The sequence below is a fragment of the Sphingobacterium sp. xlx-130 genome, from assembly GCF_011007405.1.
Classification (GTDB): Bacteria; Bacteroidota; Bacteroidia; order Sphingobacteriales; family Sphingobacteriaceae; genus Sphingobacterium; species Sphingobacterium luzhongxinii.
The window spans coordinates 23,931-43,727 of sequence record NZ_WFKN01000013.1 but is presented as its reverse complement, the minus strand read 5'-3'; the positions used below and the strand labels follow the sequence as shown (position 1 = coordinate 43,727).

Sequence of the window (19,797 nt, the reverse complement as noted above, 5' to 3'; positions counted from 1 at the left end):
TATATTATCCCTTCAACTATATCTTTACTTGGAAGTGAAATCTGTAGTTTCTTTCTCAGCTTCCTTAGCTTTTTTCTTAAAATATCCCCTCAACAAAAAATTACTCTGCAAAGCTTCCATATTGACATCCAACTTTTCGGTACTTGCATTTAAGTTCTTTAATATTTGGCGAATCTCGTTTGCAGCTTCAGCATCATTTGTAAGCACACCCAATGCGTTATCCTTATCATTCAAGCGCGCTGACGTCTTATTCAGATTTTGCATTAGCGCATTTGCGGTCTGCGTTACCCCCTGCAACTGAGCAGCAGATTCTCTCAAGCTGGAGAAAACTTCTGTGTCAGTCGTCAAGTCATGGATAAGTCCCTGATTGCTATTCAGCTTCTCCGTCAAAGTAACCAAATTATCAACAGCCTTATTAGCATCGGTCATTACATTGTTCAAGGAGACGACCGACGACTTCAAATTCGTAGCTATCGCATCATCTGTCATCAATGCCCCAATTGTTCCCTTTCCATCGACCATCTGCTGTGATAGCTTCGCAAAGTTTTGGGTAATTACGGTCAGATTGGCGCCGTTCTCTTGTAGAAGCCCCATCATCTGCTCCATACCACCACTAGGCCCTGATTTTAAGACATCACCTTCTTCGATTTGGGGAGTCGTAGCACTACCACCAACAAGACTAATAATCGAATTACCAATCAGTCCATCCGAACCTAATGTAGCGACAACATCCTTACGAAGAAACTTACTATCTTTTTCCTGTATGCTCATCACAACACGAACATTCTCAACGCTCTCGAATGCAATTTCCTTAACAATCCCTACCTTGACACCAGAAAACCACACGTTGTTACCGACTTTAAGGCCTTTTACATCATGAAAATAGCTCTTCACGATAAGGTTTTTACTAAATTTATTCTGTTGGGTACCCAATACTAAAATACCTGCCACCAAAATCACAAGACCTATTAATGCAAAAAGTCCAACGATTAATGATCTCTTATTTTCTGTTGCGTTCATTCTTAAACTATTATACTATAAAATTATAATCATAAAAAGGCTTTACTCTGGGATCTTCTGTATTGAAAATCTCTTCAAAAACACCTTCACGTTCAAATCTACCATCTAGTAACATCACCATCCTGTCTCCAACCATTTTAGCACAAGCAAGGTCATGCGTAATGATAATAGATGAAGTTTTATATCTCTCCTGCACCTCATTAATTAAACCATTGATATCCAAACAAGTGATCGGATCCAATCCTGCAGTAGGCTCATCATACAACATAATATCGGGACGTAAGATCAAAGTACGTGCTATACCAACACGTTTCTTTTGACCTCCCGAAAGCTCCGAGGGCATCTGATTCAAGGTCTGTAGCAACCCTACACCATCCAGTACATCTTCGATCTCTCGATTGATCTCGGCCCTAGTGAGATTTCGCTTATTCCGAATCAATGGAAACTCCAGATTTTCCTTTACCGTCATACTATCATACAAAGCTGAATTCTGAAAGGAAAAGCCTATACGTAAACGTAATTTCATGAGCTCCTTTTCTGTCAAATCGTTAACCTTGTGTCCTAAAACATTAATATTTCCACTGTCTGGCTTTAATAAACCGGATATTAACTTAATAAGCACGGATTTACCGGTCCCAGATCGACCCAACACCACTAAGTTTTCACCGTTATAAAGTTTCAGATCGACGTTACGCAACACATGTAGATCTCCAAAAGACTTACTGACGTTGTCTACATGAATCACACAGTCCTCGTAGTTAATTGCACATCCTATCTTTGCCATGTCTTAAGAAATTAAAGATAACACCTGAACTATAAGCAGTTCCTCAATAAATACAATAAACATAGAGGCTACAACAGCACTATTTGCTGCCTTTCCTACTCCTTCTGTACCTTTAGATGAGAAGTAACCGACATAGGTACTTACAAAACCAATGGTGAAGCCGAATACAACAGCCCGAAGGACCATTGCAAAAATATCGATTAACTTTATGGACTCAAAAACTTGAGTAAAGAAGCTTAATAGACTAAGATCATCCTTTGCTGCTAAACTGAGATAGCCACCTAATAAACCTATACCGGCGACATAAAAACACAGAATAGGAATCATTATGGTAGTAGCGATTATGCGGCTCACGACCAAAAATTTGAAAGGGTTAGTACCCGACACCTCCATCGCATCAATTTGCTCCGTAACATTCATGGAACTCAACTCTGCACCAATCTGCGAACCTACTTTTCCGGAAGCAATCAACGCCGTGACCAAAGGAGCCAATGCCCTAACGATAGCGATCGAAATCAAATTAGGGAGCATAGAAGTAGCTCCGAAATCTTCAAGCGAAGGCCTGGACTGCTTCGTAAAGACAAAGCCGACAATAAAGCCGGTTAACGAGATCAGAGGAAACGACTTCCAACCGATTTCGTAACATTGTCTTATTATCTCTTTGAATTCAAATGGTGGACTTACAACTTCACGGAAAAACCGTATCAAAAAGCGATGTAAGCGGGCAAATTCAAGGAGTAGATTATTAAATTTCCTTCCCATTTATCTTTTTAGAAGTGAATAAAAAACAACAACATGTTTATCAAAAAACTGGCCAAAGGTACAACTTTTTAATTTTTATCATCGGTACAAAACATGTAAAACACGAAATGTAGTAATAAAACTACCAAAATTTTCCATTAAATATAAGTTCACCACAAAGCAATTAAACCTTTCGCTGTATTATTACGTCCTACCAACAACAAGGAAACAAAATAATTACGTTTAAAGAAAAGAAGAGTATGAAAAGGGGTATATCAACATTAGTCGCAACATTGGTTTTCATTTTTGTAGGTGCTCTACAGATTTCCAAAACATATGCACAAGTCTATGGAAACGTTTCCTTGGATCTGTTCTACGATGAACTATCACCGTATGGGTACTGGGATAACGATCCATCTTATGGAGAAATATGGTATCCTAATGAAGGTCGAAATTTTCGCCCCTACAATACCAATGGTTATTGGACCATGACAGAATATGGCAACACTTGGGTATCGGGCTATCCTTGGGGCTGGGCGCCCTTTCACTATGGTCGTTGGGTACACACCAACTACAGGGGGTGGGGCTGGATACCTGGTTATGAATGGGGACCAGCTTGGGTAGAATGGCGCTCTGGCAATGGTTACTACGGATGGGCTCCTATGGCTCCTCGTATCGGTGTGCATGTATCGATCGGCTTGCCTATAGACGTGTGGGTGTTTGCTCCTACAAGACACATATATGCCCGGGATATACACAGACACAGCTACTATGATCACAGAAGTAGAAATATATACAGCAACACTACGGTGATAAACAATACGTATATCGTTAACAACCACCACTACTACGGAGGGCCATCTCGAAGAGATATGGAACGTACCACCGGAAGAAGGATTGAAGTACGAGAACTCAGACAATCGAGCAGACCGGGAGCTTCACAAATTGACCGTAGATCTGTTTCCATTTATCGTCCAGACAAAGATAATAGTCGTAGAGAGACAATATCCAGCCGCACGGATCGTGGCAGCTCAAGCAATGCTAGCCGTAGAGGAGCCGAAGCAAACCGAAACGAACGCAATGGATCTAGAGCGGGGGATGTTTCAAACCGTGACCGCTCCAGCGTGGGGTCAAGAAATGCAAATACCAGCAACCGCGAAATGCATATCGACAGGAACGGTAACGTCTCTATGCGGAATGAAGGAACAACTACACAAAATCAACCTACAGAAAGGAATACGGAGAGAAGAACTGAAAGTACCGCTCAACGTCAAAATCAACGTGAGCCAAGCAATCAATCCCGAAGATCAAGAGAGTCGGAAGCCACAGCACGTCCTCAAAACAATGGAGGCATCGCGCAACGTCAAGAAAGACGGTCTGTGGGTGGACGAGAGTCCTCTCCTACTCAAAGGAATCAAGAGACCCGTAGAGAGCCAACACAAACGGCTCCACAACGGGGACAATCAAGAGAAAGTCGTTCGCCACAGCGAACAAATACACAACCGGTCTTTCAGGCATCCAGTAGAGAAAGCTCCTCAGGATCGTCTTCTCGTTCTGGTAATGCACGTGAGGAACGTGCGTCAACTAGAGGAGGAGAATCAAGTGGTCGGAGTAGTAGACGATAAACTTTCAACATCGAACCTAGTTCTTTTTTTTTCTGAAAGGATATATTCTCAGAGGCCATCAAGAACTATCATGATCCGCCGATGAGCATTTCCTTATAATTTTAATTGAAACATAAATGCAGTGGGCAGCAATATTTTGCTGCCCGCTTTTTTAGTACAAGAAATTCAATGTACAATTAACCCTCGATGTAACAAGGGTGCGTCATTTTTTTTTGGTATTTTCGTTCACTTTACCCCAAAGCAGCCTTTATGATCAGGATCGTCTTTGGAATAGTACAAAAAACAGATTTCGAAATGGCAAGACTCGATTCTATACTAGATAATGACTTCTATAAGTTTACGATGCAATATGCAGTCGTAAAACTCTTTCCTAAAGCAAGGTCGAAATATCAGTTTATTAACAGAGGGCAGCATTCTTTTCCTCCAGGCTTTGCTGAGCGGCTGAAAGTAGCAATAAACCATATGGCAGCCTTAAAACTCAGCAAATCTGAGAAGACTTTTTTTTCAGAGACCTGCCCCTATATAGACCCTACTTATTTTGATTTCCTCCAAGGATACCGCTATGACCCCGAAGAAGTGAGCATCACTCAGACTGAAGGAGAACTATCGGTTAAAATTGAGGGCCTGTGGTACCGGACGATACTCTGGGAAGTACCCATCATGTCTTTGATATGTGAACTATATTATGAAATGCGGAATGAGAAACGTGTAGATAACGCAGAAGTAACGGATATCGTAACGAAAAAAATGAATAAGTACGATAAGCTAAAAATTACAATTGCCGACTTTGGTACGCGCCGCAGACATTCTTACGCAGTACACGATCTTGTCATCAAAACACTAAAGGAACATCCTTCCAATACGTTCATCGGCACAAGCAATGTACACCTAGCAATGAAATATGAGACCAAACCGATAGGCACGCACGCGCATGAATGGTTTATGTTTCATGCAGCAAAATATGGTTATAAAATGGCGAATCTATTGGGCTTAGAAAATTGGTCTAATGTCTATAGGGGAGATTTAGGCATCGCCTTGTCCGACACTTATACGACCGAAGCTTTTTTCAGACAGTTTGACAAAAAACTCACCAAATTGTTTGATGGAGTGCGGCATGATAGTGGCGATGCGATAGAGTTTGCGGATAAGACAATCAAACATTACCTGGGTAAAGGAATAGATCCGCTCTCCAAGACAATTATTTTCTCGGATGGTCTAGACTATGAGAAAGTAAAGAAAATCTCGGACTACTGCAACGGGAAAATAGGTTTCTCTTTCGGGATAGGAACGGACTTCACCAATGATGTTGGATTAGAACGAATGAATATTGTACTCAAAATGACCGAGACGCTCCCTGAGGATGGCGAGTGGACTCCTGTGATAAAACTTTCGGACGAACCTCTTAAACATACAGGTGATCGCAGTGAAATAGAAATGGCAAGACGATACCTCCAACTTGATGAACATGCATAGAGACATTTACGGCGAAGCATTAAGCCGATTCCACCAAACTGGCACACTTAGCACTCCATTACTATTGCACAGTACATATGGAGACATCGAAGAAATGCCTATTGAGGTCTTTTTCCGAACAGAAGAAGATTTTCCTGAACTCGAATTCATAGCATTATCCCTTTGCGATGGCAAGGTGTTGGATGTCGGTGCTGGAGTGGGATCTCATGCACTCTACCTGCAGGACAAAGGTTTTGATGTCGCCGCGCTAGAAGTATCTACACCTGCCTGTAACATTATGCGGGAGCGTGGTGTGCATCATATCATACAAGATAACTTCTGGGCCTATGACCAAGAGAGGTACGACACCTTACTCTTCTTAATGAATGGTATAGGTCTGGCCGAAGATCTTCAGGGATTCCGGCGCCTACTTTCTCATGCCAAAAATTTATTGACAGAAACGGGTCAATTGCTATTTGATAGCTCGGACATCTCCTATCTTTATAACGAATATCGAATCCCTAGACCGGATTACTATTTTGGCGAAATCGGCTATCAATACGAGTTCGAAGGCTTCAAAGGGGCACCCTTTAAATGGCTCTACTTAGACCAAAAAACACTCATCAATATAGCACATGAGGAAAAATGGGTAGTCCAGGTACTTTATGAAGATGATAACGATCAGTATTTAGTGCGAATGGAACCCCTGAAATAGAATTGCGCAATTTTCGGATTGCAGTACGTCGCCTTTAACACGAATTTTGTGTATGACTGAAAAAGAACAACACTGGAACTACGAACGCATAGCAAAAGCTATAGTTTACATTAAGGACAACTTTGAAAAACAACCTAGCCTGGATGATATTGCTAGGCATATCCATTTAAGCCCTTACCATTGTCAACGTCTATTTCATGAATGGGCAGGTACTACACCTAAGAAGTTCCTGCAATATATCAGTTTAAGTCATGCAAAATCATTGCTTCAAAAAGCAGACTCCATCGCTACGACAACATACAAAACCGGACTTAGTAGTACGAGCAGGCTCCATGAGTTATTTGTAAAATTAGAAGGGATGACGCCTAATGAATATAGAAACGGAGGCCAGGACCTAGCTATAACTTACAGTTATATTAACACACCGTTTGGAGAAATGATTGTAGCTGCGACAATAAAAGGCATCTGTCATATCTCATTTATTACAGATCGGGACGCTGGATTAAAAGATCTGATCCAAGATTTCCCCAATGCTTCCTTCAAATCAGATTTTACACCTTTACACCATCGAGTTGCAGACTTCATGCGTGGAGATACTAATCTTTCTGCTCCTATAAAACTTCATGTAAAAGGAACCGCCTTTCAGATAAAAGTATGGGAGGCTCTATTGAGAATTCCTCTGGGAAATCTAGAGACTTATGGTAAAATTGCCGAACATATCGGTAATCCAAAAGCATACCGAGCGGTAGGCACGGCTATAGGAAGCAACCCTATCGCCTTTCTAATTCCCTGTCACCGTGTGATCCAATCTTCAGGAATAATCGGTGGATATATGTGGAACCCCATCCGTAAAACTGCCATTATAGGATGGGAAAATGCTCAGATAAATCGCTAAACTCCTAAATTAGATGAAACTATTCTCTTTCGATGACCCCAATAAAAACTGGCTTCCCTACGATGGAGTAGTCAACTATCACGGTGTCATACTTTCAAATCCCGATCACTACTTCAAAGTTCTGCGCGAAACTGTTGCCTGGCGTCACGATGAAGCCGTCATATTTGGAAAACATATGTATACCAAACGCATGGTAGCATGGTATGGTGACAAACCTTTTGCGTATACGTATTCTGGCATACAGAAAGTCGCTCTCCCTTGGATCGATAGTCTTTTAGAGTTGAAAAATACTGTAGAAAAACAGGTCAACGAAACGTTCAACTCGTGTCTTCTCAATCTTTATAATGACGGCAGCGAAGGAATGGCCTGGCATAGTGACGGAGAGAAAGACTTAAAAAAGAATGGTGCTATTGCTTCACTCACCTTTGGCGCAGAAAGAAAATTTTCTTTCAAACATAAAGAAAGCAAGGAAAAAATAGACTTACTGCTGGAACACGGTTCCTTACTTATAATGAAGGATACTACACAAACCTATTGGCAGCATCGACTACCTCCAACAAAAAACACAAAGCTAGCACGAATAAACCTCACATTTAGAACAATAGAACTATAAACCTTTAATATTTTTCGTAACTTTCATTTCCAAAAGATGTAAACTAGGTATGCGTGCAGTACTTTCCTTTATTTTCGCCACAATGAGCACTTTTATAGCTTTAGGTCAACAAGTCGACAGCACCTATCTGGGAGATCTCCTTAAAAAGCACGCTGATTTATTCAGACAGGTGCTGGATCACCCCACACATAACGAAGTGCAGATACTATATACACAGATCGATCGCGACAAAAACAATTTACCTCATTTTAAATCGTATAGCTTTCAAATAGACCCAACCTGGTATTTTTACCCGGCGAGTACAGTGAAGCTTCCTACAGCCATATTCGCTCTCGAAAAAATAAATGAACTAAAAATCAAAGGACTAAACAAAGACACTCCTCTTAGGATTGATTCAGCCTATGAACGGCAAACCTCTGTACAAACGGACAGCTCTTCGCACAACAACTTGCCTAGCATTGCTCATTACATCAAAAAGGTTCTTCTCACCTCGGATAATGATGCTCATAACCGTCTTTTCGAATTTGTAGGACGCGCCGAGATCAATCAAAAACTCAAGAAACACGGTAGCAAGTACAGCCGCATTGTAAACCGGTTGGCAATCGGTGACAAAGGAATTTGGGCAAAGCACACCAATCCGTTCACTTTTTATAAAGAAGGCAAAATCATTTACCATCAAGCTGCACAATATGATCCCGAGGAGTACGCGATGCCTTGGTTAAAGAACACCGTTCAGGGCAAGGGCTATATGAATGCAAATGAGGAGTTGGTAAATGAGCCCTGGTCCTTTGAAGGTCTGAATGTATATGCATTGGAAGACCAGCAACTATTATTAAGAAAACTACTCTTTCCTGAGGCATTTCCCGTGAAACAGCGCTTCAACCTGACAGACGATGATTACCGTTTTCTTTATCACTATATGTCACGAGGGCCTCAGGAAGTCACTTCTCCAAAATACAATAGCAGGGAGTTTTGGCCAACCTACAGCAAGTTTGTCTATTTCGGTCGTGACAAGTCGGTAAAATCATTTCAAAATATCCGTAGCTTTAACAAATATGGGGATTCCTACGGCTATAATATAGACAATGCATATATTGTCGATTTTGAAAAAGGAATTGAGTTTTTGGTTGCTGTTGTTATTCAATCCAATGAAGATGGCATCTATAATGATGGCATCTACGAATATGAGACCATTACCTACCCTTTTTTAAAGAACCTGGGAGAAGTACTCTATCAAGAAGAATTAAAGCGGCCGAGGCTATTCCGACCGAATCTGAAACGGTTTATGTCCGCACAAAAATAAACACCCCTGCATTCAGGGTGTTCTAAAAGCAGGGGTGAAAATATAAATCATTCAGCCTATTTCATAGCTGCTTCTATTAGTTCGCCATAAAAATCAGCCTCTTTCATACCATAGGCTCTCACTTGCTGTGGGATAAAACTCTGGGCAGTCTGACCAGGTATCGTATTAATTTCAATAAAATAAAACTTATCCGTAGTGTTTTCTAGGAAGAAATCCACACGAACCATCCCCTTGCAATCGAGTCGCACATAGATCTCTTTAATGATCCGGGCTGCACGTTCCTGTTGCTCTAGGGTTAGGTCTGCTGGGGTGATTTCCTCCGTCAATCCGGGGACATATTTGGCCTCAAAATCGAAAAATTCACGTGTAGTCCGCACTTCGGTGGCTGGCAATACAATTAGCTCCCCTTTAGCATTCCTAAAGATACCTTGCGAAAATTCACGTCCTTGTACAAATTCTTCCACGAGCACCTGCTTTCCCGTATTTTCGGCATCATAGGCTTTATCCAGCGCCTCTTGCAACTGTGACGCTTCTTTTACCTTTGTCATACCGATACTCGAACCGCCGGCATTAGGTTTAACAAAATAAGGCAACAACAGTTTTTCTTCAACAAGACGAACGGCATCCTCCCGGTGGCTATCAAATAGAAGTACTGACTTAGCAACATTGAGTTCGGGAATATCGGCCAAAATCGACTTGGTATAGCCTTTATTCATCGTCAGAGCTGAGGTGAGTGCTCCGCAGGATGTATAAGATAGGCCGATCATATCAAAGTAGCCTTGCAGACGGCCATCCTCTCCTGGGGTACCATGCAAAATAATCAGTGCAACATCAAAATATAGTTTATTTTGATGTAACGGTATAGAAAAGTCGCTTTTATCGACTTCAACTTTACACCCCTCCCCCACTGTAGCATACCAACCGTCTTTGGTGATGTCTATGATATATACGTCATACTTACTTTTATCCAGTTGACCATACACGAAAGCCGAACTTTTGTAAGATACTTCGGCCTCTCCTGTGAATCCACCAGTAATTAATGCTACTTTTGTCTTCATATATTTAGTTTGTCCATCACAAACCTAATTAAAATGCTCAGCATTCACGAATACATCGTGGAAAAATATTTTGGCTTTGGTTTTACAAGAAATATAATTTGTGATACCCAGAAAATACAAATATTTTTGCTCGGTAAAAACTAGAATATAAAAAAGGATTCTGCGTTTTAAGTAGAACCATATAGGATTAATAAAAATTTCATTTCATGTCCAAACTATTGCTCTATCTACGAACTGACGTGTTCAGAAAAAATCTGATTTATGCTTTGATCACGCTTTTCGTTTTATTCCTATTCGTATACTTCGGCTTAAAATTCTACACTAAACATGGGGATTCTCAAGAAGTTCCTGTTTTAAAAGGACTAACCATATCCGAAGCCAAACAGATTTTGGATAAAGCTGGATTAGAATACAAAATAGACTCCGTGTACCAAATGGATGCCAAACCTGGCTTGGTGATTGAGCAAGACCCAGAGGCCACTGCATTGGTAAAAGGAGGACGAACAATCTACCTAACGATCATCACACAGGTCGCTCCAGAAATTGCCCTGCCCGATATTATCGAAAGAAATTATATTGAAGCATCCGCAATATTAAAAAACCACAATCTTAAAATCGCAGACACTATCTACGTCAACGATATAGCCCGGGATGTTGTATTGGATGTTCAATTCGGCGGTCAAAAAGTAAAAGCAGGCCGAATGATATCTAAAGGATCTTCGATAACACTCGTACTCGGAAATGGCAAAGGAGCAAACGAAGTCGAGGTACCTCGACTTATCAACCTCACATTATCGGAGGCAAAATTCGCGCTGCAAGGACTTGGTCTACACCTCGGCGTCATATCTGGAAACATTACGGACTCTACCTCTGCAAGAGTTATCGCACAAACACCAGATTCTACATCCCGATTTATCAGTATTGGCACACCTATCAATTTGACATTATCTAACGAATAAATATGGCAGCAACAAGAATTTTCCCGAATTGGTTAAAAGGAGCTATTATTGTAATATTAGTTGTCGGCGCTTTTATCGGCTGGAAAGCGTATCAGGTTTTTTGGGGGCCTTCGGTGACAGACGCTCAAAAATACCTTTATGTACATACGAATGACACCTATGAAAACGTGTTACATCGCATCAAACAGGAAAAAATTGTGGACAATCCCGAGTCTTTCGATTATGCGGCCCAAGCAATGAAATACCCAGAAAGTGTAAAAGCAGGACGGTACAAACTAACCCCAGGCATGGGCAATCGCGAATTAATCGGCAACCTGAGAGGTGGATTTCAGGATGCTGTCAAACTACGTTTTGCGAATATAAGACTCAAAGAAAACCTAGCAGGGTTATTGGGCAAAAACTTTGAAGCAGACTCGGCTCAGTTTAGCGCACTTCTAAACAATGAAGCTGTAGCTGAAAAATACGGATTCACTGCAGACAATTTTTTCAGCATGTTCATCCCAAATACCTATAACATATATTGGAATACATCACCGGACAAGGTGATTGAACGTCTTAACGAAGAATATAAAAAGTTCTGGACAGATGAAAGAAAAGAAAAAGCAAAAAAACAAAATCTTACACCTATAGAAGTGTCTATTTTAGCGTCAATTGTCCGAGGTGAAGCCTTACATAATGACGAAATGCCACAAATCGCGGAGCTATACCTCAATAGGCTAAAAAGAGGTATGCTGCTACAGGCCGATCCCACTGTTATTTTTGCGAACAATGATTTTACGATCCGAAGGGTCTTGAATAAACATCTTACCATAGACAATCCTTACAACACCTACCGCTATAAAGGACTGCCTCCCGGCCCAATCACTATGGCTCCTGTCGTAGCAATTGATGCAGTGCTAAATCCTGCAGAACACGACTACATATACATGTGTGCCAAAGAGGATTTTTCGGGATACCATGCATTTGCATCAAATGAAGTCGAGCACCTTGTCAATGCGCGTAAGTTTCAAAAAGCACTTGACGAAAGGAATATTAAAAAATAGCGCGAAAGAATGAGGAAGTTAGCGATTAAATGTAAAGTCGTGAAACTGTGAAATTATAAAGAATCGGAGTACGCAATACGAATTAAATGTTTACATACGAACACCAATTACGGGTAAGATACGCAGAAACAGATCAGATGGGTTATGTTTACTACGGCAACTATGCTGCTTTTTATGAAGTAGCCCGTACCGAAATGTTACGTCAGACAGGGATGTCCTACAAAGAACTGGAAGAAATGGGCGTGATGATGCCAGTCCTAGAGATGTACACTAAGTACCTTCAGCCTGTCAAGTATGACGAGCTGATCACAATACGAACAATCATACGAGAGCGACCAAGTATCCGTATCACATTTGAATATGAGATTTTCAATGAAGCCGGGACATTACTAAACACAGGTATGACCCAGCTCGTGTTTGTAGACATGAAAAAAAATAGGCCATGTCGTGCGCCTGAAGTATTTATGGAGAAAATTGACGCTTACTTTTCGTAAAGAAAGATATTGTCCAAATGAAATATCCACGTAGCAGAATTTCACAAACACAATTGACAGCGAAGCAGCATACACACTATTTCGCAACAAAACGTGTATAAAACACTTTGGATATTCCATGTGACCATTGAAAGTCAAACCGAGCTTGCAAGCTCATCGAAGATAATATTTACAGATGAAAAAGCTACACAACAGTTTGCTCCTTTTCAAACCTTACGATAATTTTATCGAATGGTCTAAGACAGCTGTACTACCGGGATTCAGTAATCTCCCTCTTTTTACAGTAGCGACATTCTTCTTTCAAGAAATCAAGCGAGAAGCTATCCTAAATAAGGCATCATCACTGGCATATAATTTTATGCTCGCTATGTTTCCGGGAATTATCTTCCTATTTACGCTAATACCATACATTCCCATTGATAATTTTCAACAAGGACTTATGGATTTTCTGGCGATCGTGATTCCACTAGAAGCATTCGTGGCTATTGAATCTACTCTGGAGGATATTATTAAAAATCAAAATGGTGGATTACTGTCATTTGGCTTTCTTCTTGCTACATTTTTTTCCACCAACGGTGTTACAAATCTCATGATGGCATTTAACAAATCATCCTTGACCCGAGAAAATAGAAGCTGGGCCCACCGTAGACTAATTGCATTAGGCCTGTCTATTGCGATCGTGCTCGCACTGACCGTAGGAATCGCTGTCTTTACAGGAGCAGGGATGGTTATTAGTTACTTAAAAAACCATATCGCTTACGACATTTCTTGGCTTTGGACATTCATTATCAAGGCTGCACGCTGGCTGATCCTTTTTGCTATTTATTTTATCACAGTAAGTCTACTTTACAAATTTGGCCCATCCGTATCCAAAAGATGGAAACTTTTCAGCCCAGGAGCCACATTGGCCACGATACTGGCTATTCTTACATTTTCAGGCTTTGTTTTCTACATTGACAACTTCAATGCTTACAATAAACTATATGGCTCCATTGGAACCATTATTGTGATTATGGTCTGGATGTATCTAAATTCCTTGATCCTTCTAATAGGTTTTGAACTCAATGCAAGTATCACCTTGTCCAAGCAGAGTATTAAAATAGTCAAACCAAAGGTTTACAATTCATTCAAATCTTCTTCAAATTAATTTCTGGATTGCCTCATTTCAAGAGAATAAGAAGTGACATACTTTTTTTTTCACTTAAAATATTGAAAATAAAAGTTTTTCGTATCTTTGCACTTCCTACAATGTAGGAAAAAGGAGATAATTAATTAATGGCAAAAAAACAAGAAGCAGAAAAAGAGTTAGCGGCGAAAAACGCAGAGCTACAAGGTGCTGACACTAAAGTAGTGAAAGACACTGAACAAATTGAGTCTGAAGCTGATTCAAACTTAATTGACGAAATCAAATCCAACACGTGGATCACTCCAGCTGGAGATTTTGATTGGGATGCTGACGAGAAAGCTTTCGGTAATTACAGCGAAGCTGAACGTACAAAATTGGAAGAGCAATATGCTGGAACTTTCAACCAAATCAACCAAGGCGAAATCATTGAAGGCGTCGTGGTATCTATCAACAACAAAGACGTCGTTTTAAATGTTGGTTTCAAATCAGATGGTCTTGTAGCAAAAACTGAGTTTCGTGATCTACCTGAGTTAAAAATCGGGGATACTGTTGATGTATTTGTTGAATCGCAAGAAGATGCAAATGGTCAGTTAGTATTGTCACGTAAGCGTGCAAAAACTCAAAAATCGTGGGAAGCTATCAATGAAGCTTTAGAGAACGATGCTATCATCGATGGTTTCGTTAAATCCCGCACAAAAGGTGGTTTGATCGTTGACATCAAAGGTGTAGAAGCATTCTTACCTGGATCTCAAATTGACATCAAACCTATCCGTGATTACGATGTTTACGTAGGAAAAACTATGGAATTCAAAGTTGTAAAAATCAACCACGAGTTCAAAAACGTAGTAGTTTCTCACAAAGTATTGATCGAAGACGATTTAGAAAACCAAAAATCTGAAATCGTAGCGAAATTAGAAAAAGGTCAAGTATTGGAAGGTACCGTTAAAAACATCACTGATTTCGGTGTATTCATCGACTTAGGTGGTGTAGATGGTTTACTTCACATTACAGACATTTCTTGGGGTCGTATCGAGCACCCAAGAGAAGTGTTGGCATTAGACCAAACTATCAACGTTGTTGTATTAGACTTTGATGACGAGAAAAAACGTATCGCATTAGGTTTAAAACAACTTTCTCAACACCCTTGGGAATCTTTAGATACAGCGCTAGAAATTGGTTCTAAAGTAAAAGGTAAAATCGTTACTGTTGCTGATTACGGTGCTTTCTTAGAAATCATCCCAGGAGTAGAAGGTTTGATCCACGTATCTGAAATGTCATGGTCTCAAAACTTACGTTCTCCACAAGAGTTCTTAAAAGTAGGTGATGAAATCGAAGCTCAAATCTTAACGTTAGATCGTGAAGATCGCAAAATGAGCCTTGGCATCAAACAATTGACTCCAGATCCTTGGCAAAACATCACAGAGCGTTACCCAGTAGGTTCTAAACAAAAAGCTGTTGTTAAAAACATGACTAACTTCGGTGTATTTGTTGAATTAGAAGATGGTATCGATGGTTTAATCCATATCTCTGATCTTTCTTGGTCGAAAAAAATCAACCACCCTAACGAGTTCACTAAAGTTGGTGAGACATTAGACGTAGTTGTATTAGAATTAGATGAAGAAAACCGTAAGTTATCTTTAGGTCACAAACAATTAGAAGAAAATCCTTGGGATACTTTTGAAACAATCTTTACGGAAGGCTCAATTCACGAAGGAACTGTTATCAAAGTAGGTGAAAAAGGAGATATCGTAGCTTTACAATACGGTGTTGAAGGATTCTGTCCATCTAAACACTCTGTAAAAGAAGACGGTGCTTCATTGAAAGTTGATGACGTTACTGAGTTCAAAATTATTGAATTCAATAAAGAGAACAAGCGTTTAGTAATTTCTCACTCTCGTATCTGGGAAGATGCTAAAGAAGAAGTTCGCAAAGAAGAATCTAACAGCCGTAAAAAAGATGCTAAAGCTGCGTCAACAGCTGTTAAAAAAGTAAAAGATTCTGTTGAAAAATCTACTTTAGGTGACCTAGATGTATTAGCTCAATTAAAAGAGCAAATGGAAGGTGACGAAAAAAAATCTAAATAATCTCTATTAGATTTATATCAAGGCCCCATCATACGATGGGGCCTTTTTTATTTGTATACTAGCCATTAATACATTAATTTTAAACACCGTAACCTAAAGCGAAGTGGCCCACGGTATGATGTCTGTAAATTTACTCTTGTAATGAAGAATAACCTTCGAATTCTGTTATTGGTATTGACGCTATTATTTATAGCAACAGCTTTTTCTATCCGAAAATCCATATCAGAAACAGACATTCTGGATCTAGACACGAAACACCTTACCGAAAACCTTCGAAAGAGAGAGGTATTAATTGATGATATTTTTACGGACTCGCTATACCTAAAAACATTTATTAACAGTGATAGATATCCCCTACAGATAAAAGAAATATCCCAACGCTATGAAAAGGAATTTATATACCTCTACCTCTACAAAAACAAGAAGCCTATCTTCTGGAGTTCTAATATGTATGTTCCAGAAACGGAAGCTGGGCTGAAAAACAATGTCAGTTTCATCAAACCGGACAATTTTTCTTTTGTCGTCAAACGCAAAAAAATAACCGATGAAATCAGTATCCTTGCCCTAATTCCGATAGAAAGAAGCTTCAATGCCTCCAGTGGGTATTTAAAGACAGCGCAGTTTTTTAGTTTCCTAAACACGGACAACCTTCGACTAGCCAACTTTGGCGATTCGGAAAACATAAGAAACATCTATGCCAAAGACAACACCTTCCTTTTCTCCGTCAAACTTAAAGAAGGAAAACATAACAGTATTTTTCTTAAAATACAGCTGATATGTTGGATTTTAGGAACCTTATGTTTTGTGCTATGGGTAAATGGTGCATGCTTGGATCTAGCACGTAGAGGACATCCTTTACTATCTGTCATTATTCTATCCCTAACCTTCTTCATGGTACGGATCATAGATATTGAAACCAACTGGTTTACCCAATATTCCAGCTTAGACATTTTCGACCCAAGATATTATGCTTATAGCTACCTTTCGCCAAACCTATGGTCATTTTTAATTAACAATATTGCTATATTCTGGATCATTTGCTTTATCAAAAACATTAAAAAGCAATGTCAGATCCCGCCACGATTAGTCCGCACCAATTGGGGGGCATTCGTTTATTATATTCTACTAGCTGCACTTTATCTATCCTTTTTTTGGGGCTTCGACCAAGTGAACACGTTGATTACACATTCTCCAATAATGAACAAGGATTTTGTGCAGGTATTCTATCTTAATCCCCAAACGATATTCCATGTCCTGATCTATTGTTTGAGTATACTTTCCCTTATTTATCTAACAGATCTAATCCTTGCATTTGGAAAAGCCGTTTGCAAAAAAGTAACTTTAAATCTAAACATACAATTAGTTACTATCGTTCAGTTTCTGATTTTGGGCGCTGTTACGCAAGATTTCAGTCTTTTCAATGTTCTTGTAGGCCTGCTCATTATGATTCGTTCTTTTGACTATGCTATGTTTAAAGACAATAATTTATCTACACATGTTGTATCTCTCGTCACGCTTGCTCTAATCTCTACTATCAAATATGCCGAGGCAGTTAAAAAGACGCAACAGGAACAGATGAAAATAACGCTGATGACTTTGGAATCTGACGATGACATCGAAGCTATATCTCGATTTTCAGAAATAGAAAATAGCTTATTAAACGATCAACAACTCAAACATCTAATCGAGATATCCTTGCCGAATACGGACACCAGGGTAATCAACGAATACATAAAACGGAAATATTTAGACGGTTACTTATCTAAATATGAGTTTAGAGGTTACTATTACTACAACGACACTCCGCTCGGTAAATACACCAGTAATAAAATAGAAGAGTATAGGGAAAAGGTTATTAATAAATCAATCAAAGTCAACGAAACGAACTTATTTTATAAAGTGCAGACTGAAATTGGCACCTATGAATATTTCTGTATTGTTGCTATCCCACTCGCAAACGAACAGAGTATATCGCTCATACTGGATCTCAAAAGCAAAGCTTTCAATCCAAACTTCCCTTTCCCAGTTCTAATAGAATCCCAATCAGTTGAGGGGAACAGCCCGCAAAGAGTAATAAAAGACAGTTTTGCCTTGTACAAACACGGAAATTTAGTTACTCAAAACGGAAAATATACCTACCCTAATTCCGACAACAATTATCCGAAGACGACACAAGAATTCGTATACCTAGATGACAATAACGGTTTTTACCACATCATCTATAAACCGAATAAAGAGACAACTATAATTGTCAGTAAGCAGCATCAATCGTATTGGCAATATATAGCCGTGGCATCATTGGCCTTTTTAACGCTTTATTTAGCATTACTAATGTCGAAATTTGCCCTCGTTATTCTCCCTAAATACGCAAGAAATGACTTCAAGCTACGGAATATCAGTTACCAAATACGGATCCTATTATCCCGCATACGATACAGTACCCGAATACAGACATTGGTAATATCTTCAGTACTGATTGCAATTGTAATTTCGGGACTTATCACCTTCTTCAGTATCAGTTATCAATCAAAAAAAAGCACGGAAGAACAACGTCTTAATTATATTTCGGAGTTGGTAACTAAGTTAGAGACACGCGCCTTGATAGACTCTGCTGGTGATGCTACTACAGATCTAAAGTCGCTAATGACTTCGCTATCTGATATACTGATTTCTGATTTCAATCTGTATGACAAAAACGGAAAATTATTCTTCACCACTCAACCTAAAATCTACGATCAGAAACTATTATCAGAATACATAGATCCTGATGCATTCATTACACTCAATGTATTGAAAAAGACAGAGACACAAAATAATGAATCTATCGCAGATTTCAAATACGTATCCTCTTATGCAACAATCCGGAACTCCAACTACCATACCATAGCGTATCTAGGAGTTCCATACTTTGATTCAAATGCTAATGCTTCTGAAAGTAGAGGAATCCTACTCAATACAATATTGAATGTATACACCGTTATCCTGATTGTATTTGTTTTCTTATCAGTCTATATTTCGAATAAGATTACAGAACCACTACAGATTATCCGTAAGAAATTGTCACAGACCAATTTAGGAGGAAAACAGAATGAGCCACTATATTGGGAGAAAAACGACGAAATAGGTGTACTGGTCAAAGAGTATAATTTCATGTTGGTAAAACTGGAAGAAAATGCGAAGCAACTTCGTAATGCAGAAAGAGAAAGTGCTTGGAGGGAAATGGCCAAACAGGTAGCCCATGAGATTAAAAATCCATTGACTCCTATGAAATTAGGTATACAGCAACTCAGTCGTTCCTTTTACGAAAACGATCCCAAATTAAAAGAGCGATTTCAGAAAGTATCAACTTCATTCATACAGCAGATCGATGCCCTGTCGCACATTGCGTCTGAATTTTCAGCCTTTGCTAAGCTCCCCGATACAAACCTAGCTCCAATTGACTTGATTGCCAAAATAAACAAATCGATAGACGTTTACAATAACAATCAAAACACCGCTATTGTATTCGAAAATCATACAAATATGCAACACATAATTGTACTGGGTGATAAGGATCAGCTTTTGCGTTCTTTCAACAACTTATTAAAAAATGCTATCGAAGCAACTTCACGACGTAGAAAACACAAAATAAATATACATGCTAATCTATTAAATGAAGATTGGGTACAAATCATCGTAAAAGATAATGGCGATGGAATTGCAAAAGAAGTAATTCCAAACATATTCAGACCAAACTTCACCACCAAAAGCTCCGGTACAGGATTAGGTTTAGCATTTGTAAAGCAAACGATTGATGGTATGGGGGGAAAAATAACTTTTCAGACCGAACTCAATGTGGGGACCTCCTTCATCATGGAAATCCCCCGATACAAACAACCCCAGTAG

At 39.5% G+C, this 19,797-nt stretch carries 16 protein-coding genes; 12 read left to right on the top strand and 4 right to left on the bottom strand.

Annotation, left to right across the window (positions count from 1 at the left end; genetic code table 11):
- Positions 1-24 precede the first annotated feature (24 nt).
- From G7B18_RS18130 to G7B18_RS18120, 3 genes are read right to left on the bottom strand one after another with little or no spacing between them, the layout of a single operon-like run.
- Positions 25-1,020, bottom strand: coding sequence for an MlaD family protein (locus tag G7B18_RS18130; protein ID WP_164112913.1), 996 nt, complete (start codon positions 1,018-1,020; stop codon positions 25-27).
- Positions 1,021-1,030: 10 nt separating this feature from the next.
- Positions 1,031-1,804 (bottom strand): ABC transporter ATP-binding protein, encoded by a 774-nt coding sequence (locus G7B18_RS18125; RefSeq protein WP_164112912.1) that lies wholly within the window; start codon positions 1,802-1,804, stop codon positions 1,031-1,033.
- 3 nt (positions 1,805-1,807) lie between these two features.
- Positions 1,808-2,566, bottom strand: coding sequence for an MlaE family ABC transporter permease (locus tag G7B18_RS18120; protein WP_164112911.1), 759 nt, complete (start codon positions 2,564-2,566; stop codon positions 1,808-1,810).
- Positions 2,567-2,805: 239 nt separating this feature from the next.
- On the opposite strand from G7B18_RS18120, the gene G7B18_RS18115 reads away from it, so the two are divergent.
- From G7B18_RS18115 to G7B18_RS18090, 6 genes are all read left to right on the top strand, one after another.
- Positions 2,806-4,170 (top strand): DUF6600 domain-containing protein, encoded by a 1,365-nt coding sequence (locus G7B18_RS18115; RefSeq protein WP_164112910.1) that lies wholly within the window; start codon positions 2,806-2,808, stop codon positions 4,168-4,170.
- A gap of 294 nt (positions 4,171-4,464) precedes the next feature.
- On the top strand, positions 4,465-5,643 hold the full coding sequence (gene pncB, locus G7B18_RS18110) for a nicotinate phosphoribosyltransferase (protein ID WP_164123684.1): 1,179 nt from the start codon (positions 4,465-4,467) through the stop codon (positions 5,641-5,643).
- Positions 5,636-6,337: a class I SAM-dependent methyltransferase gene (locus tag G7B18_RS18105; protein ID WP_164112908.1), complete on the top strand. Its 702-nt coding sequence runs from the start codon at positions 5,636-5,638 to the stop codon at positions 6,335-6,337. The genes pncB and G7B18_RS18105 overlap by 8 nt, the downstream gene beginning before the upstream one ends.
- Before the next feature lie 52 nt (positions 6,338-6,389).
- Positions 6,390-7,232 carry a bifunctional transcriptional activator/DNA repair enzyme AdaA gene (locus tag G7B18_RS18100; protein WP_205600283.1) on the top strand — a complete coding sequence of 281 codons (843 nt, stop codon included), beginning with the start codon at positions 6,390-6,392 and terminating at the stop codon, positions 7,230-7,232.
- A gap of 13 nt (positions 7,233-7,245) precedes the next feature.
- Positions 7,246-7,845, top strand: coding sequence for an alpha-ketoglutarate-dependent dioxygenase AlkB family protein (locus tag G7B18_RS18095; RefSeq protein WP_164112906.1), 600 nt, complete (start codon positions 7,246-7,248; stop codon positions 7,843-7,845).
- Positions 7,846-7,927: 82 nt separating this feature from the next.
- Entirely contained in the window at positions 7,928-9,148 is a 1,221-nt protein-coding gene (locus G7B18_RS18090; protein ID WP_164123683.1) for a serine hydrolase, read from the top strand.
- A gap of 56 nt (positions 9,149-9,204) precedes the next feature.
- On the opposite strand, the gene G7B18_RS18085 is transcribed toward G7B18_RS18090, so the two are convergent.
- Complete coding sequence (locus G7B18_RS18085; RefSeq protein WP_164123681.1) at positions 9,205-10,206, bottom strand: D-alanine--D-alanine ligase family protein; 1,002 nt, start codon at positions 10,204-10,206, stop codon at positions 9,205-9,207.
- 206 nt (positions 10,207-10,412) lie between these two features.
- Here G7B18_RS18085 and G7B18_RS18080 point away from each other — a divergent pair, with 206 nt between their 5' ends.
- The 6 genes from G7B18_RS18080 (at position 10,413) to G7B18_RS18055 (ending at position 19,797) form a co-directional block, all read left to right on the top strand.
- A complete protein-coding gene (locus G7B18_RS18080; RefSeq protein WP_164112903.1) occupies positions 10,413-11,165 on the top strand; it encodes a PASTA domain-containing protein in 753 nt (250 codons plus the stop codon).
- A 2-nt stretch (positions 11,166-11,167) separates the two neighbouring features.
- Positions 11,168-12,208, top strand: coding sequence for an endolytic transglycosylase MltG (gene mltG / locus G7B18_RS18075; protein ID WP_164112902.1), 1,041 nt, complete (start codon positions 11,168-11,170; stop codon positions 12,206-12,208).
- Between the two features lie 86 nt (positions 12,209-12,294).
- Entirely contained in the window at positions 12,295-12,702 is a 408-nt protein-coding gene (locus G7B18_RS18070) for an acyl-CoA thioesterase (RefSeq protein WP_164112901.1), read from the top strand.
- Between the two features lie 175 nt (positions 12,703-12,877).
- Positions 12,878-13,849, top strand: a complete 972-nt coding sequence (locus tag G7B18_RS18065; RefSeq protein WP_164112900.1) for a YihY/virulence factor BrkB family protein — start codon at positions 12,878-12,880, stop codon at positions 13,847-13,849.
- Between the two features lie 128 nt (positions 13,850-13,977).
- The gene (gene rpsA, locus G7B18_RS18060) at positions 13,978-15,912 is read left to right on the top strand and encodes a 30S ribosomal protein S1 (RefSeq protein WP_164112899.1); all 1,935 of its coding nucleotides are present in this window, start codon (positions 13,978-13,980) and stop codon (positions 15,910-15,912) included.
- Between the two features lie 141 nt (positions 15,913-16,053).
- On the top strand, positions 16,054-19,797 hold the full coding sequence (locus G7B18_RS18055; RefSeq protein ID WP_164112898.1) for an ATP-binding protein: 3,744 nt from the start codon (positions 16,054-16,056) through the stop codon (positions 19,795-19,797).